This is a genomic window from Streptomyces sp. NPDC018833 (assembly GCF_044390825.1).
In the GTDB taxonomy this organism is placed as follows: domain Bacteria; phylum Actinomycetota; class Actinomycetes; order Streptomycetales; family Streptomycetaceae; genus Streptomyces.
Genome location: NZ_JBIRZM010000004.1, coordinates 149,797 through 165,660, shown reverse-complemented (window position 1 = coordinate 165,660; position 15,864 = coordinate 149,797). Strand labels below are relative to the sequence as shown.

14 protein-coding genes are annotated in these 15,864 nt (G+C 70.7%); 10 read left to right on the top strand and 4 right to left on the bottom strand.

Annotated features, from left to right (window positions below; all coding sequences use genetic code 11):
- The first annotated feature begins 63 nt into the window (after window positions 1-63).
- The 4 genes from ACH5AF_RS10515 to mutM all read left to right on the top strand — a co-directional run bounded on the left by ACH5AF_RS10515 (window position 64) and on the right by mutM (window position 2,734).
- Complete coding sequence (locus ACH5AF_RS10515; protein WP_398901168.1) at window positions 64-696, top strand: YceD family protein; 633 nt, start codon at window positions 64-66, stop codon at window positions 694-696.
- Window positions 697-698: 2 nt separating this feature from the next.
- Window positions 699-872, top strand: coding sequence for a 50S ribosomal protein L32 (rpmF, locus tag ACH5AF_RS10510; RefSeq protein ID WP_026165248.1), 174 nt, complete (start codon window positions 699-701; stop codon window positions 870-872).
- Window positions 873-891: 19 nt separating this feature from the next.
- Window positions 892-1,746 (top strand): ribonuclease III, encoded by an 855-nt coding sequence (rnc, locus tag ACH5AF_RS10505; RefSeq protein ID WP_398901167.1) that lies wholly within the window; start codon window positions 892-894, stop codon window positions 1,744-1,746.
- Window positions 1,747-1,873: 127 nt separating this feature from the next.
- Entirely contained in the window at window positions 1,874-2,734 is an 861-nt protein-coding gene (mutM, locus tag ACH5AF_RS10500) for a bifunctional DNA-formamidopyrimidine glycosylase/DNA-(apurinic or apyrimidinic site) lyase (RefSeq protein ID WP_398901166.1), read from the top strand.
- A 42-nt stretch (window positions 2,735-2,776) separates the two neighbouring features.
- Here mutM and ACH5AF_RS10495 read toward each other — a convergent pair whose 3' ends face one another.
- The gene (locus tag ACH5AF_RS10495; RefSeq protein ID WP_398901165.1) at window positions 2,777-3,172 is read right to left on the bottom strand and encodes a winged helix-turn-helix transcriptional regulator; all 396 of its coding nucleotides are present in this window, start codon (window positions 3,170-3,172) and stop codon (window positions 2,777-2,779) included.
- 142 nt (window positions 3,173-3,314) lie between these two features.
- A complete protein-coding gene (locus ACH5AF_RS10490) occupies window positions 3,315-4,163 on the bottom strand; it encodes a CAP domain-containing protein (RefSeq protein WP_398901163.1) in 849 nt (282 codons plus the stop codon).
- A 154-nt stretch (window positions 4,164-4,317) separates the two neighbouring features.
- Here ACH5AF_RS10490 and ACH5AF_RS10485 point away from each other — a divergent pair, with 154 nt between their 5' ends.
- From ACH5AF_RS10485 to ACH5AF_RS10470, 4 genes are all read left to right on the top strand, one after another.
- Window positions 4,318-4,599, top strand: coding sequence for an acylphosphatase (locus ACH5AF_RS10485; RefSeq protein WP_398901162.1), 282 nt, complete (start codon window positions 4,318-4,320; stop codon window positions 4,597-4,599).
- A gap of 405 nt (window positions 4,600-5,004) precedes the next feature.
- A complete protein-coding gene (locus tag ACH5AF_RS10480; RefSeq protein ID WP_398901161.1) occupies window positions 5,005-5,223 on the top strand; it encodes a hypothetical protein in 219 nt (72 codons plus the stop codon).
- Window positions 5,224-5,388: 165 nt separating this feature from the next.
- Window positions 5,389-8,955: a chromosome segregation protein SMC gene (gene smc / locus ACH5AF_RS10475; protein WP_398901160.1), complete on the top strand. Its 3,567-nt coding sequence runs from the start codon at window positions 5,389-5,391 to the stop codon at window positions 8,953-8,955.
- A 245-nt stretch (window positions 8,956-9,200) separates the two neighbouring features.
- On the top strand, window positions 9,201-10,622 hold the full coding sequence (locus ACH5AF_RS10470) for a sugar porter family MFS transporter (protein WP_398901158.1): 1,422 nt from the start codon (window positions 9,201-9,203) through the stop codon (window positions 10,620-10,622).
- 40 nt (window positions 10,623-10,662) lie between these two features.
- Here ACH5AF_RS10470 and ACH5AF_RS10465 read toward each other — a convergent pair whose 3' ends face one another.
- Window positions 10,663-11,634 (bottom strand): LLM class flavin-dependent oxidoreductase, encoded by a 972-nt coding sequence (locus ACH5AF_RS10465; RefSeq protein ID WP_398901157.1) that lies wholly within the window; start codon window positions 11,632-11,634, stop codon window positions 10,663-10,665.
- A gap of 304 nt (window positions 11,635-11,938) precedes the next feature.
- On the opposite strand from ACH5AF_RS10465, the gene ftsY reads away from it, so the two are divergent.
- Entirely contained in the window at window positions 11,939-13,159 is a 1,221-nt protein-coding gene (gene ftsY / locus ACH5AF_RS10460; RefSeq protein ID WP_398901156.1) for a signal recognition particle-docking protein FtsY, read from the top strand.
- A 93-nt stretch (window positions 13,160-13,252) separates the two neighbouring features.
- On the opposite strand, the gene ACH5AF_RS10455 is transcribed toward ftsY, so the two are convergent.
- Entirely contained in the window at window positions 13,253-13,912 is a 660-nt protein-coding gene (locus ACH5AF_RS10455; protein ID WP_398901155.1) for a bifunctional DNA primase/polymerase, read from the bottom strand.
- 424 nt (window positions 13,913-14,336) lie between these two features.
- On the opposite strand from ACH5AF_RS10455, the gene ACH5AF_RS10450 reads away from it, so the two are divergent.
- The gene (locus ACH5AF_RS10450) at window positions 14,337-15,812 is read left to right on the top strand and encodes a hypothetical protein (RefSeq protein ID WP_398901154.1); all 1,476 of its coding nucleotides are present in this window, start codon (window positions 14,337-14,339) and stop codon (window positions 15,810-15,812) included.
- The last annotated feature ends 52 nt before the right edge of the window (window positions 15,813-15,864 follow it).

Genomic DNA, 15,864 nt, shown 5'->3' with positions numbered 1-15,864 from the left:
GCTGCCCGCTTCGCTCCACGAATCGGGACGGCCCCTCCCCACGATCCGAAAGCAGGAAGAGCCGTGAGCACGCGCCTCGACCACCGCAATCCCCTCGTGTTCGACACACACGAGCTGGGACGGCGGCCCGGTGCGCTCCAGCGGCTGTCCCGCACGGTGGACGCGCCGAAGGACTTCGGCATCGAAGGGGTCATCGGTGTGCCCGAGGGCAAGCCGGTGAAGCTGGACCTCCGCCTCGAGTCCGTCATGGAGGGGGTGCTTGTCACAGGCACCGCCCGTGCGAGCGCCGAGGGGGAGTGCGTAAGGTGTCTGGAGCCGCTGCGCCAAGAGGTCGCCGCGGACTTCCAGGAGATGTTCACGTACCCCGACACCGACGACCGGGGCCGCCACGCGGAGCCCGTCGACGATGCCGAGGACGAGGACACTCTTTTCCTCGAGGACGGCCTGTTCGACCTCGAGCCCGTGCTGCGTGATGCGGTGGTGCTCGCACTGCCGATGCAGCCGGTGTGCCGGGAGGACTGTGCCGGCCTGTGCCCCGACTGCGGGATCAGGCTGGACGACGACCCGGATCACCATCACGACGCCGTCGACATCCGTTGGGCGGCACTGCAGGGACTCACCGATTCACTCGGGACCGGTGAGAAGGACAACATGGGCGGCGCCGAAGCGGGCGTCGACGAGAAGCAGGAGAAGTAGCCGTGGCTGTTCCGAAGCGGAAGATGTCGCGCAGCAACACGCGCCACCGCCGGTCGCAGTGGAAGGCTGCGGTCCCCACCCTGGTTTCGTGTGAGCGTTGCCAGGAGCCGAAGCAGCAGCACATCGCGTGCCCGAGCTGCGGCACCTACAACAAGCGCCAGGTCCTCGAGGTCTGAGCGGCTGGTGAGAGGCCCGATGTCTGAGCTGTCCAATGCCAAGAAGCAGGCAGACGCAGTGAACACAGCCAACGCAGCCTCGTCCCACACGCTTCTGGAAGGGCGGCTCGGGTATCACCTCGAGTCCGCCCTTCTGGTGCGTGCGCTGACCCATCGCTCGTACGCGTACGAGAACGGCGGTCTGCCCACCAATGAGCGACTGGAGTTCCTCGGGGACTCGGTGCTCGGCCTGGTGGTCACGGACACGCTGTACCGGACCCACCCCGACCTGCCCGAAGGCCAGCTGGCCAAGTTGCGGGCCGCGGTGGTCAATTCGCGTGCGCTGGCGGAAGTCAGCCGCGGCCTCGAACTGGGCTCCTTCATCCGGCTGGGCCGGGGCGAAGAGGGCACGGGCGGCCGGGACAAGGCCTCCATTCTCGCCGACACCCTTGAAGCGGTGATCGGCGCCGTCTATCTCGACCAGGGTCTCGGGCCGGCGTCCGAGTTGGTGCACCGGCTCTTCGACCCGCTGATCGAGAAGTCCTCGAACCTGGGCGCGGGCCTGGACTGGAAGACCAGTCTCCAGGAACTCACCGCCGCCGAGGGGCTCGGCGTTCCGGAGTATCTCGTCACCGAGACCGGACCCGACCACGAGAAGACCTTCACTGCTGCCGCCCGCGTCGGTGGTGTCTCGTACGGCACCGGCACCGGCCGCAGCAAGAAGGAAGCGGAGCAGCAGGCGGCGGAGTCCGCGTGGCGGGAGATCCGTGCCGCCGCGGACGAGCGCGCCAAGGCGGCGGCCAATGCGGCGGCCAAGGCCGCGGCCGAGACGGACGCGGTCGGCGGCGAAAGGGTCGACGAGACCCCGGCTCCGCCGGACCGGGCCTCGGCCTGAGCCGCGTCTTCGCCTTCCAGAAGTTCGTGTGAGGCCCTTCGTCACTGCGGCGAGGGGCCTCACGGCTGCCCGGCCCCCGGTGCGCGATACGCTGCGGGCATCGCCCGACCACCGCGGAAGGAGACCCGTGCCCGAGCTGCCGGAGGTCGAAGTCGTACGCCGCGGCCTGGCCACCTGGGTCGCCGGGCGCACGATCGCCGAGGTGCAGGTGCTGCACCCGCGCGCGGTGCGCCGGCATATCGCGGGCGGAGAGGATTTCGCGGCCCGGCTGAAGGGCCAGGGCATCGCGGACGTCTGCCGGCGCGGCAAGTACCTGTGGCTGCCGCTCAGTGGGTTCGACACCTCGGTCCTCGGTCACCTCGGGATGAGCGGACAGTTGCTCGTGCAGCCGTACGACGCCCCTGACGAGAAACATCTGCGCATCAGGTTCCGCTTCGACGACTCCCTCGGCACCGAGCTGCGCTTCGTCGACCAGCGCACCTTCGGCGGTCTCTCCCTCCACGACAACACCCCCGACGGGCTGCCCGACGTCATCGCGCACATCGCCCGTGACCCGCTCGACCCGCTCTTCGACGACGCGGCCTTCCACACCGCGCTCCGCGCGCGCCGCACCACGATCAAGCGGGCGTTGCTCGACCAGTCGCTGATCAGCGGCGTCGGCAACATCTACGCGGACGAGGCGTTGTGGCGTTCCCGGCTGCACTACGACCGCCCGACGGCGACGCTCATCCGGCCCCGGTCGGTGGAACTGCTGGGGCATGTACGCGAGGTGATGACCGCCGCCCTCGCGGTCGGCGGCACGACCTTCGACAGCCTGTATGTGAACGTCAACGGCGAATCGGGGTACTTCGACCGTTCCCTGGACGCGTACGGACGTGAGGGGCTGCCCTGCAACCGCTGTGGCACGGCCATGCGGCGCCGTCCCTGGATGAACCGGTCCAGCTACTTCTGCCCCCGCTGCCAGCGCATCCCGCGCACCACGGCCTGAGCCCGCTGCCCGGCCATCCTGCCGAGGCCGTCCGGGACTTCCCTAGGGGGACGCCGACCGGTCGCCGGTCTCCTCGCGTGCCGCGTCGTACCGCTGCCGTGCCTCAAGCACCTCGGGCATCCGGCCCTCCACCAAGTGGATCAGGCCGAGCAACCGTTCGGCGACGGCCTGGCCCAGCGGGGTGAGTTCGTAGTCCACGCGCGGCGGATTGGTGGGCTGCGCCTCGCGGTGCACGAGCCCGTCGCGCTCCAGCGCGTGCAGCGTCTGGGACAGCATCTTCTCGCTCACGCCGTCGACGCGACGCCGCAGTTCGTTGAAGCGCAGCCTCTCCTCGTACAGAGCTCCCACGGTCAGGCTGCCCCAGCGCCCCGTCACGTGCTCCAGCGTGCCGCGCGACGCACAGTGCCGCGAGAACACGTCGAACGCCAGGTCGTCCATGTCGCCACCCTACTGCGCCGCAGCGCTCACCGATGGAGTGCGCTTCAGAGGGGACAGTGCACGGCATCGGCGCAGCGCAGTAATGGGCCGGGCCCCTGTACACCGAGGTGTCAGGGGCCCGGCCCATTACTGCGCCGACTGTCTAGAAGCCGAAGTTCTGCGTCCACCACGGGCCGCCGTCACCCAGGTACCCACCCACGCCCATGGTCGTGAAGTCGCAGTTCAGGATGTTGGCGCGGTGGCCCTCACTCTGCATCCAGGCGTTCATCACCGCACCGGCGTCGGCCTGGCCCCGTGCGATGTTCTCGCCGCCGAGGTCCGAGACACCCGCCTTGTCCGCGCGGTCCCACGGCGTCGCGCCGTCGGGGTTGGTGTGGTCGAAGAACCCGCGCACCGCCATGTCCTTGGAATGGGCGCGCGCCAGGTTCGCCAGCGCGGTGCTCGCCTTGACCGGGGCGCAGCCGACCTTCGCGCGCTCGTCGTTGACCAGGTCGAGCACGGTGGCCTCGTGCGCCGACGCATCCGAGGGGGCAGCGGCGGCCGTGGAGGGCGGGGGCGACTGGGGCCGGTCCGCTTCATGGGACTCCTCACGCGCAGGCGCGGAGGTGGTCTTCTTCGGCTCGGGAGTCCTGGTCTTCTCGGCGGTCTTCTCGACAGGCTTCTTGGAAGGCGTCGCCGACGGCTTGACGGGCTTGGCCGACTTGGAGGAAGACGGCTTCGCGGGAGGCTTGGACGGCTCCGCGGTCCGGCTCGGCGAGGCCGACGCACCGGCCGTCGGCTCGATGCTCCCCTCCCCCTGCGGGAGCAGCGCGGGCCCCCCGGTGCGTATCTCCGCGGGGCGGTCGCTGCTGGAGGAGCCGACCGTATACGTGTCACCCCCCGGCAGGATGCCGGAGGTGAAGGCCACGGCGCCTACCGCCATGGCAGCGGAGACGCCGAGAAGCCCGGTGCGTACGGGAAAACCCGTGCGCTTCTTCCGATGGCGACCCATGCGGTGTGCCTTCCTGGTCCCCGACGCCGTCGTGCTCGGCGTCGAACGTCAACGACTTCACCCGAACGAGTGACGCTCATTGCGTCCGGACTGTACGCCATGGCCCGGTGGGGGCGAGGTGATCTGTACGCATTCGGACGGTTACCGTGCACTCATGAACGACGATGCGCGACTCACCGCGTGGGTACGCGGCCGAGTACAGGGAGTGGGCTTCCGCTGGTTCACCAGGGCGAACGCACTGGAGATCGGAGACCTCAAAGGCTTCGCCCTCAACCTGGAGGACGGCAGGGTGCAGGTTGTCGCTGAGGGGCCACGTGAGAATTGCCACCGTCTGCTGGACTGGCTTCGCTCCGGCGACACACCCGGACGCGTCGACGGCGTCACCGAGATCTGGGACACCCCGCGCCACGTCTACGCGGACTTCGTCATCCGCTGAGCGCCCTCTCTCCAGCCGCCCGAGCCGCGCCGTCGACTCGCCTCGGCATGTGCCTCCGGCATCGGTCCCGGAGGAAAAGAGCCTGGTGGTTGCCAAGACGAGGCTTGCCGTGCCAGGCTGCGGAGAGAAGGATGATCGCCACGCCCCCAGGGCCCCGCAGGTCAGGCACGCCACTCGATGGAGAGGCCGTATGCCCCCGGGATGCCCGTCGATACGGGGCGTGATCGTGTTGACCGTCAAACTTTTTGGTGAGACTCTGGAAGCCGCGCGCACCTTAGCTGTTTGGCAGTAAAGAACCGCAGTAGGGCACCAGTAGTACGAGAGAAAACTGTCAGCACCGCGGGTGCGAATCCCTCACGACCCACACCGCATCGGTCGGTCACTCATTGTGGAGGACCATCCATCATGGCAAAGGCGCTTCTCGGTTACGTCGGCGGTTCCGACCCGCGACTCCTCGCCGAGATGCGACGGCTTCAGCAGCGCGTCCAGGATCTGGAGTCCGAGCTCGTACGGATCCAGTCCGAGAACGACGCGCTCACGGCTGCCGTCGCTCAGCACCCTGGCGAGCCGCTACTCAACGGCATCGACATCGACGTACACCAGGGGGAGCCAGCGCTCACCTGAGCACGGACTCCGTCGCGCACGAAGATATGCAAGGGACGCCCAGGCGTCCCTTCTTTCTTTTCCCCCGCCTCTCCCCGTCCCCGCCCTGTACATGCTTCCTTTACCGTCTGATGTGCCCTGCGCCTTCAGCGGCGAAACCGCGAGCGAAGGGTAGAGTCCGGCGGCGTGCACCTCAAGGCCATGACCCTCCGCGGGTTCAAATCCTTCGCGTCCGCCACGACGCTGCGCTTCGAGCCGGGGATCACCTGCGTCGTCGGCCCCAACGGCTCCGGAAAGTCCAATGTGGTGGACGCGCTCTCCTGGGTCATGGGGGAGCAGGGGGCCAAGTCGTTGCGCGGCGGCAAGATGGAGGACGTCATCTTCGCCGGGACGACCGGCAGGCCGCCGCTGGGCCGCGCCGAGGTCTCCCTCACCATCGACAACTCCGACGGCGCCCTGCCCATCGAGTACGCCGAGGTCACCATCACGCGGATCATGTTCCGCAACGGCGGCAGCGAGTACCAGATCAACGGGGACACCTGCCGGCTGCTCGACATCCAGGAGTTGCTGTCCGACTCCGGTATCGGCCGCGAAATGCATGTCATCGTGGGTCAGGGCCAGCTCGATTCGGTCCTGCACGCCGATCCCATGGGCCGTCGGGCCTTCATCGAGGAGGCTGCGGGAGTCCTCAAGCACCGCAAGCGCAAGGAGAAGGCGCTGCGGAAGCTCGATGCCATGCAGGCCAACCTCGCCCGGGTGCAGGACCTCACCGACGAACTGCGCCGCCAGCTCAAACCCCTCGGCCGCCAGGCCGCCGTCGCCCGCCGCGCCGCCGTCATCCAGGCCGACCTGCGCGACGCCCGCCTGCGTCTGCTCGCCGACGACCTCGTCAGCCTCCGCGAGGCCCTGCGCGCCGAGATCGCCGACGAGGCCGCCCTCAAGCAGCGCAAGGGGGAGGCCGAGGCGCGGCTGAAGGCAGCCGTCGCCCGCGAGGCCGAACTGGAGGACGAGGTGCGACGCCTCGCGCCCCGCCTCCAGCGTGCCCAGCAGACCTGGTACGAGCTCTCGCAGCTCGCCGAACGGGTGCGGGGCACGATCTCGCTGGCCGACGCCCGGGTCAAGAGCGCCACCGCCCAACCCGCGGAGGAGCGGCGTGGACGCGACCCGGAGGACATGGAGCGCGAGGCCGCCCGCATCCGAGAGCAGGAAGCGGAACTGGAAGCCGCGCTGGAGGCCGCCGAGCGGGCGCTGGAGGACACGGTCGCGCACCGCGCCGAGCTGGAGCGGCAGCTCATGCTCGAGGAACGCCGGCTCAAGGACGTCGCCCGCGCCATCGCCGACCGGCGCGAGGGGCTGGCCCGGCTGAGCGGACAGGTCAACGCGGCCCGGTCCCGAGCGGCATCGGCCCAGGCCGAGATCGACCGTCTCGCTGCCGCACGTGACGAGGCCCAGGAGCGGGCCGCTGCTGCCCAGGAGGAGTACGAGCAGCTCAAGGCCGAGGTCGACGGCCTGGACGCGGACGACTCGGTCCTCGCCGAACAGCACGACGCCGCCCGGCGTGAACTGTCCGACGCCGAGGCAGCACTGAGCGCAGCGCGCGAGGCCCTCACCGGCGCGGAGCGCAAGCGCGCGGCGGTCGCGGCCCGGCGCGAGGCGCTCGCGCTGGGCCTGCGCCGCAAGGACGGTACGGGCGCACTGCTCGCCGCGCGGGACCGCGTCGAAGGGCTTCTCGGACCGGCCGCACAGCTGCTCACCGTGACCCCCGGCCACGAGATCCCGGTGGCCGCGGCGCTGGGGGCCGCCGCCGACGCGGTGGCCGTGGCCGACCCCGCCACGGCCGCGGAGGCGATCCGGCTGCTGCGCAAGGAGGACGGAGGGCGCGCGGCACTGCTCCTGGCCGACGCGACGGGAGCAGGACAGGGTCCGGACCTGCGGGGCAACGGCCCGTCCGGGCATCCGTACGCCGCCGGTCTGGTGCGGGGCCCCGACGAACTGATGGGCGCCGTGCGGCGATTGCTGCGCGACGTCGTCGTCGTCGGGACGCTGGAGGACGCCGAGGACGTCGTATACACACACCCCGGCCTGATCGCCGTCACCGGCGAAGGCGACGTGCTCGGCGCGCACTTCGCGCAGGGCGGGTCGGCCGGCGCGCCGAGTCTGCTGGAGGTGCAGGCGTCCGTCGACGAGGCCGCCGCCGAGCTCGAACGACTCGACGCGCAGTGCGAGGAGCTGACCGCCACCCAGCAGCACGCCGCCGCACGCCGCGGCGCATGTGCCGCGGCCGTCGAGGAGCTGGGGGAGCGCAGGCGTGCCGCCGAGCGGGAGAAGTCGGCCGTGTCCGGGCAGCTGGGCCGCCTCGCCGGACAGGCCCGCGGCGCCGCGGGCGAGGCCGAGCGGGCCGGCGCGGCGGCCGCCCGGGCCCAGGAGGCGCTGGAGCGGGCGGCCGAGGAGGCCGAGGAGCTGGCCGAGCGGCTGCTCGTCGCGGAAGAGGCCCCCGTCGAAGATGAGCCCGACTCGCACGTGCGGGACCGGCTCGCCGCGGACGGGGCCAACGCGCGTCAGACCGAGATGGAGGCGCGCCTCCAGGTCCGTACGCACGAGGAGCGGGTCAAGAGCCTCGCGGGCCGGGCCGACGCCCTCGACCGGGGCGCGCGCGCCGAGCGGGAGGCGCGGGCACGGGCCGAGCAGCGGCGCGCCCGCCTGCGCCACGAGGCCGAGGTCGCCGCAGCCGTCGCGAGCGGTGCCCGGCAGCTGCTGGCGCACGTCGAGGTGTCGCTGGTGCGGGCCGAGGCGGAACGCGCGTCGGCGGAGGCGGCCAAGGCGGAGCGTGAGCGGGAGCTGGCGGCCGCCCGTAACGAAGGACGCGATCTCAAGGGCGAGCTGGACAAGCTGACCAACTCGGTGCACCGGGGGGAGGTGCTCGGCGCGGAGAAGCGGCTGCGGATGGAGCAGCTGGAGACCAGGGCCCTGGAAGAGCTCGGCGTGGAACCGGCGGGGCTCGTCGCCGAGTACGGCCCCGACCAGCTCGTGCCGCCCTCCCCGCCCGCCGAGGGCGAACAGCTGCCCGAGGACCCGGAGCATCCGCGCAACCAGCCGAAGCCGTTCGTGCGCGCGGAGCAGGAGAAACGGCTGAGGGCCGCCGAACGGGCCTACCAGCAGCTCGGAAAGGTGAACCCGCTGGCGCTGGAGGAGTTCTCGGCGTTGGAGGAGCGGCACAAGTTCCTCTCCGAGCAGCTCGAGGACCTGAAGAAGACGCGGGCCGACCTGCTCCAGGTCGTGAAGGAGGTCGACGAGCGGGTGGAGCAGGTCTTCACCGAGGCGTTCCGGGACACCGCCCGCGAGTTCGAGGGGGTTTTCTCCCGGCTCTTCCCCGGCGGCGAGGGACGGCTCGTGCTGACCGATCCCGACAACATGCTCACCACCGGCGTGGACGTCGAGGCCCGCCCGCCCGGCAAGAAGGTCAAGCGGCTGTCCCTGCTGTCCGGCGGCGAACGGTCACTGACGGCCGTGGCGATGCTGGTGTCGATCTTCAAGGCCCGGCCGAGCCCGTTCTACGTCATGGACGAGGTCGAGGCCGCGCTCGACGACACCAATCTGCAGCGGCTGATCCGCATCATGCAGGAACTCCAGGAGAGCTCCCAGCTGATCGTCATCACGCACCAGAAGCGGACCATGGAGGTCGCGGACGCGCTGTACGGCGTCTCCATGCAGGGCGACGGCGTCTCCAAGGTCATCAGTCAGCGGCTGCGCTGACGGGCCGTACGGGGAGGGCGTGCGTAGTACGAGCACCCGCCGTTGCAAAACCTTCAAAACTTGAACTCAAGACAACATTGTGACGTCACGAATCGATGCAGTCGAGCCTCTTGACTTCGAAACTTGAAGGCATAGTCTCTGCAACGTTGCTTTTATCTTCAAGTGGTGGGCGCGCAGAACCTGTGCGCCACTTGAAGGGCTCGCCCCACGTCCGGCGACGCCGCCGAACGGCCCCAGGAGTACACGTGACCAGCACAGCGCAGCCCCCGCCGCCATCGGGTGCCCGCGAGGCCCACCCCGAACACCTCGGGCATGTCGTCTTCATCGCGGCGGCCGCCGCGATGGGCGGTTTCCTCTTCGGCTACGACAGCTCCGTCATCAACGGTGCCGTCGAGGCGATCCGGGACCGCTACGACATCGGCTCGGGGACGCTCGCCCAGGTCATCGCCGTCGCCCTGATCGGGTGTGCCGTCGGCGCCGCGACCGCGGGCCGTATCGCCGACCGCATCGGGCGCATCCGCTGCATGCAGATCGCGGCCGCGCTCTTCACCGTCAGCGCCGTCGGCTCCGCCGTCCCGTTCACCCTGTGGGACCTCGCGCTGTGGCGCATCGTCGGCGGCTTCGCCATCGGCATGGCGTCCGTCATCGGCCCCGCCTACATCGCGGAGGTCTCCCCGCCCGCGTACCGTGGCCGGCTCGCCTCCTTCCAGCAGGCCGCGATCGTCATCGGCATCGCGGTCTCCCAGCTGGTCAACTACGGCGTCCTGCAGCTCGCCGACGGTGAGCAGCGCGGTGAGATCGGCGGGCTCGAGGCCTGGCAGTGGATGCTCGGCGTCATGGTCGTCCCGGCCGTGCTCTACGGCCTGCTCTCCTTCGCGATCCCCGAATCGCCGCGCTTTTTGATCTCCGTCGGCAGGACCGACAAGGCGAGGGCGGTCCTCGCCGAGGTGGAGGGCAAGAACGTCGACCTCGACGCCCGCGTCGAGGAGATCGACCTCGCGATGCGCCGCGAGCACAAGTCGACCTTCAAGGACCTGCTCGGCAGCCGCTTCGGCTTCCTGCCCATCGTCTGGATCGGCATCGGGCTCTCGGTGTTCCAGCAGCTCGTCGGCATCAACGTCGCCTTCTACTACTCCGCGACGCTGTGGCAGTCGGTGGGCGTCGACCCGTCCAGCTCGTTCTTCTACTCGTTCACCACGTCGATCATCAACATCGTCGGCACCGTGATCGCGATGGTCCTGGTCGACCGGATCGGCCGCCGACCGCTCGCACTCATCGGCTCCGCCGGTATGGCGATCGCGCTGGCCTTCGAGGCATGGGCCTTCTCCGCCGACCTCGTCGGGGGCAAGCTCCCGGAGACCCAGGGCGTCGTCGCGCTGATCGCCGCCCACGGCTTCGTGCTCTTCTTCGCCCTGTCCTGGGGCGTCGTGGTGTGGGTCTTCCTCGGCGAGATGTTCCCGAACAGGATCCGCGCCGCCGCGCTCGGCGTCGCCGCCTCGGCCCAGTGGATCGCCAACTGGGCCATCACCGCGAGCTTCCCGAGCCTCGCCGACTGGAACCTCTCCGGCACCTACATCATCTACACGGTCTTCGCCGTGCTCTCGATCCCGTTCGTGCTCAGGTACGTCAGGGAGACGAAGGGCAAGGCGTTGGAGGAGATGGGCTAATCCCCGCTGCCCCTCTCCTCACCACGGAAACTGCCCCGGCTCAGCGCGTGAGCCGGGGCAGTACGTCTTCACACATCAGCTGCAGGCTCCGCCAGCCCTCGTCCACCGGCAGGCCCCCGCACAGCGGGTGCAGCACCAGGCTGTCGGCGTCCGGGGCCACACACTCGTCCGGGGTGACGATCCGGTAGACGCCCTCCTCGCGCAGCCCCTCCACCGTGTCCGCGGTGGAGCGCACTGCGGAGCGGATGTCCTTGGACTGCCAGGACGCGTACGTGCGCGCCTCGTGCAGGAAGTGCTCCCCGTACAGCGCCCACGCCCGGTCCGGGTCCTCGGCTATGTGCAGCAGCGGCGTGCTCTTGGCAGGCATCATGCAGAAGCCCTCAGTGCCGTACTCGGCCCGCCGCTCGTGGTAGTACGCCTCCAGCTCCGGCAGATGCGCGCTCGGGAAGAACGGCAGCCCCAGGCGCGCCGCCCGGCGGGCGGCGGCCCGTGACGAACCGCCGACCAGCAGCAGCGGATGCGGCTGGGTGTACGGACGGGGCGTGACGCGCACCGTGCGGCCGCGGTACGCGAACTCCTCACCCGTCCACGCGGCGAGCAGCGTTTCGAGCAGCTCGTCCTGGAGCGCGCCGCGCCTACCCCACTCCACACCCGCCCGCTCGTACTCCTGCGGCCGGTAGCCGATCCCGGCGACCGTGACGAGCCTGCCCCTGCCGAGCAGGTCGAGCACGGCGATGTCCTCGGCCAGGCGCAGCGGATCGTGCAGCGGCCCGATGGCGGCGGAGACGGTGACGGCGATACGGCGGGTGGTGCCGAGGATCGCGCCGGCAAGGACGAAGGGCGAAGGCAGCCAGTTGTTCGCGGCCCCGTGGTGCTCCTCGGTCTGGATGGTGTCGATGCCGCGGTCGTCGGCGTACGCGGCCATCTCCAGGGCCGCGCGGTAGCGGGCGGCGAGCGTGTCGGGTGTCCCGTCGGGCTCCACCAGGTTGAACCGGACCACCGTGAAGGCCATGGGTCGTCCCCTCCGCCGGATGTGGGCATGGCGAAGGGGACGGTAGCTGACACAGCGTCAGATGAAAACCCGTGGCGTCGGCGGCGGTCGGCTCGGCCCACGACATGGGCTGAGCCGACCATGGGTGTACACGGGCACACGCGCCCATCGGACGCGACCGCCTACTGGACGCGTTGTGACTCCGCCCACGTGGGGCTTCTGGCCGACGCCGGGCCGGACGACGGACCAGCCCGGCCCTTAGGGGAAGAAACCCCCTAAGGGAACGAACCGACATGCGAGAGCTCACGCCATACTGGGTTGCGTTATGGAAATCGTCATCCTTGCTGTAGTCATCGCCCTGGTCGCCATCGGCGCCATCAGCGGGCTCGTGGTCAGCAGCCGCAAGAAGAAGCTGCCGCCCTCGGCACCGTCGAGCACGCCGACCATCACTGCTCCGCCCGCCGAACCGCACGTCGGCGACGAGGCGGAGGCACCGCGGGACGAAGCCCGCCGCACCATCGAGGAGGTCGACCTCCCGACGGCCGAGGAGGCCGTCGGGACGCCGGTCGCCGTCGAGGACCCGGTCGTCGCCGAGCCCGTCGCGCCCGCGATCGAGATCCCCGAGCCGACCGCCGGCCGGCTCGTCCGGCTGCGCGCGCGCCTCGCCCGCTCCCAGAACACCCTCGGCAAGGGGCTGCTCACGCTGCTGTCGCGTGAGCACCTCGACGAGGACACCTGGGAGGAGATCGAGGACACCCTCCTGACGGCGGACGTCGGCGTCGCCCCGACGCAGGAGCTCGTCGAGCGCCTGCGTGAGCGCGTGAAGGTGCTGGGCACCCGTACGCCCGAGGAACTGCGCAAACTCCTCCGCGAGGAGCTGCTCACGCTGGTCGGCACCGACATGGACCGCGCGGTGAGGACCGAGAGCGGTCTCGACACCCCCGGCATCGTCATGGTCGTCGGCGTCAACGGCACCGGAAAGACCACCACCACCGGCAAGCTCGCCCGCGTGCTCGTGGCCGACGGCCGCTCCGTGGTCCTCGGTGCCGCCGACACCTTCCGTGCCGCAGCCGCCGATCAGCTCCAGACCTGGGGCGAGCGCGTCGGCGCCCGCACCATCCGCGGCCCCGAGGCCGGCGACCCGGCCTCGATCGCTTTCGACGCGGTCAAGGAGGGGATCGCCGAGGGCGCGGACGTGGTGCTCATCGACACCGCAGGCCGGCTGCACACCAAGACCGGCCTGATGGACGAGCTCGGCAAGGTCAAGCGCGTCGTGGAGAAGCACGCTCCGCTGGACGAGATCCTGCTGGTGCTGGACGCCACGACCGGTCAGAACGGCCTGGTGCAGGCGCGCGTCTTCGCCGAGGTCGTGGACATCACCGGCATCGTGCTCACCAAGCTGGACGGCACGGCCAAGGGCGGCATCGTCGTCGCGGTCCAGCGGGAGCTGGGCGTACCGGTGAAGCTCATCGGTCTGGGCGAGGGGGCGGACGACCTGGCCCCGTTCGAGCCGGAGGCCTTCGTCGACGCACTCATCGGGGACTGATCCCGGCAGTCGCAGGGGCCCGGCCGCGTCGTCAGCGGTCGGGCCCCTGCGCGTGCGCCGGGCAAGAACGCACCGGCTGCGCCGGGCGGGAATTCAGCGGCTGCGGTGGCAGATGTACGCCAGTGTGCCGAGCAGCAGCCGGGCCTCGGGCGGTGCCGCCGCCGTGTCCAGGGACGGAGCGCGCAGCCACCGCACCGGGCCGAGACCGCCGCGGTCGGACGGCGGGGCGGTGATGTGGTCGCCGGGTCCCAGGCAGCGCAGGTCCAGATCGGCGTCGTCCCAGCCCATCCGGTAGAGCAGCCGGGGCAGTCCGGCGGCTGCGCCCGGCGCGACGAAGAACTGGCAGCGGCCCTCGGGCGTCTGCGACACCGGGCCGAGCCGCAGGCCCATGCGCTCCATGCGCACCAGCGCACGGCGGCCCGCCGGCGCGCCCACGTCGAGGACGTCGAAGGTACGGCCCACGGGCAGCATCAGCGCGGCGCCCGGCACCTCCGACCAGGCTTCGGCGGCCTCGTCGAGCGTGGCTCCGGGCGGGACCTCCAGCGCGAAGTCCAGGGGATGGGCGCCCGGTGCGGCACATCCCGTGTCGCCGCAGGAGCAGCGGCCGGCTGCGGCGCGTGCTCCTGGAATCACGGACCAGCCCCACAGCCCGGTGTACTCGGCCACCGCGGTGGCCTCCGTCGTGCGCCCGCGGCGCCGGGAGCCGGGCCGGATCTGACTGATCCCCCGGGTACCGCCGATCGTGAAGCCCATGCCCCCTCCAACGGGTCGAGCGCGCCGGTGGTTACGACCAGAAGCCCGTCGGTGACGCTCCGTCGCCGCCAGTCGGCGTCCGGCAGCGCGCGATGGCTCTGGGGGAGTGAGGCATGCGACGCGCGCCTGCCCGTGCGACACTGCGCCACCCCAAATCGTGCTGCGTCAAGTGAATCGCGCCTGACCGCAGGCGGCTTCACCCGGAGGGGTGGCGAATGGTGGCGTTTCTGCAATCCCACTTCGCTGACACGTGATCGTGGGATTACTTTCAGTGCACGAGCCTGCAATTGCAGCGCACGGGCGTGGGTATGCCAGGGGCAATGCGGCTTCCCGGATGACCGTGTGCTGGACAGCGGGCAGTCGTGACCCACGGCATTCTGGTAGGCGTTCGGGCGAGAGGGCACCGGCGGATGGGGGCAATCCAGTGAGCGGCAGCGGCGCAGACGGTACGAGCACCGGCAAGCGCCCGAACGAACAGCTCAGCTCATGGTTCGTGCGCAGCGGCTGGTCGAAGGGCGAACTCGCGCGCCAGGTGAACCGCAGGGCGCGCCAGATGGGCGCACACCACATCAGCACCGACACCTCCCGGGTGCGCCGCTGGCTGGACGGCGAGCAGCCCCGCGAGCCCATCCCGCGCATCCTGTCCGAGCTGTTCTCCGAGCGCTTCGGCAGCGTCGTCGCCATCGAGGACCTGGGACTGCGCACCGCTCACCAGGCACCCTCCGTTTCCGGGGTCGACCTGCCCTGGGCGGGTGAACAGACCGTTTCCCTGCTGAGCGAGTTCTCCCGCAGCGACCTGATGCTGGCCCGCCGTGGCTTCCTCGGCACCTCGCTCGCCCTCGCCGCCGGCCCCGCCCTCGTCGAACCGATGCAGCGCTGGCTCGTGCCCACCCCCGGGGACGGAGCGGCACGGCAGGAGCCGCCCACCCCGCTGCGCAGGCACGCCCGGCTGTCCGGCCCCGAGCTCGACCTGCTGGAGTCCACCACCGCCATGTTCCGCCAGTGGGACGCCCAGTGCGGCGGCGGGCTGCGGCGCAAGGCGGTCGTCGGCCAGCTCCACGAGGTCACCGACCTGCTCCAGGAGCCCCAGCCCGCCGCCACCGAGCGCCGGCTGTTCAAGGTCGCCGCCGAGCTCGCCGAGCTCGCCGGCTGGATGAGCTACGACGTCGGACTGCAGCCCACCGCCCAGAAGTACTTCGTCCTCGCCCTGCACGCCTCCAAGGAGGCCGGCGACAAGCCGCTCGGCTCGTACATCCTGTCCTCGATGAGCCGCCAGATGATCCACCTCGGCCGGCCCGACGACGCCCTGGAGCTCATCCACCTCGCGCAGTACGGCAGCCGCGACTGCGCCACCTCCCGCACCCAGGCCATGCTGTATGCGATGGAGGCCCGCGCCTACGCCGGCATGGGCCAGCCCAGCAAGTGCAAGCGGGCCGTCCGCATGGCCGAGGACACCTTCGCCGACGTCGGACTCGACGACGAGCCGGAGCCGGATTGGATCCGCTTCTTCACCGAGGCCGAGCTCAACGGCGAGAACGCCCACTCCTACCGTGACCTCGCCTACGTCGCGGGCCGCAGCCCCACCTACGCCTCGCTCAGCGAGCCGGTCATGCAGCGGGCCGTCGAACTCTTCGCGCGGGACGCCGAGCATCAGCGGTCGTACGCACTCAACCTCATCGGCATGGCCACCGTGCACCTGCTGAAGAAGGAGCCGGAGCAGGCCACCGCCTTCGCCGACCAGGCCCTCGTCGTCGCCAGGAAGGTGCGCTCCGAGCGGGTCAACACCCGGCTGCGCAAGACCGTCGACACGGCGGCCAGGGACTACGGCGACGTCCCCGAGGTCGTCCGTTTCACGGACCGCCTCACCGCCCAGCTGCCCGAGACCGCCGAAGCGGTCTGACCTGCGGGCCTCATACCCCGGCCGCGGCCCTCCCCCCGAACTGTCCGACTCG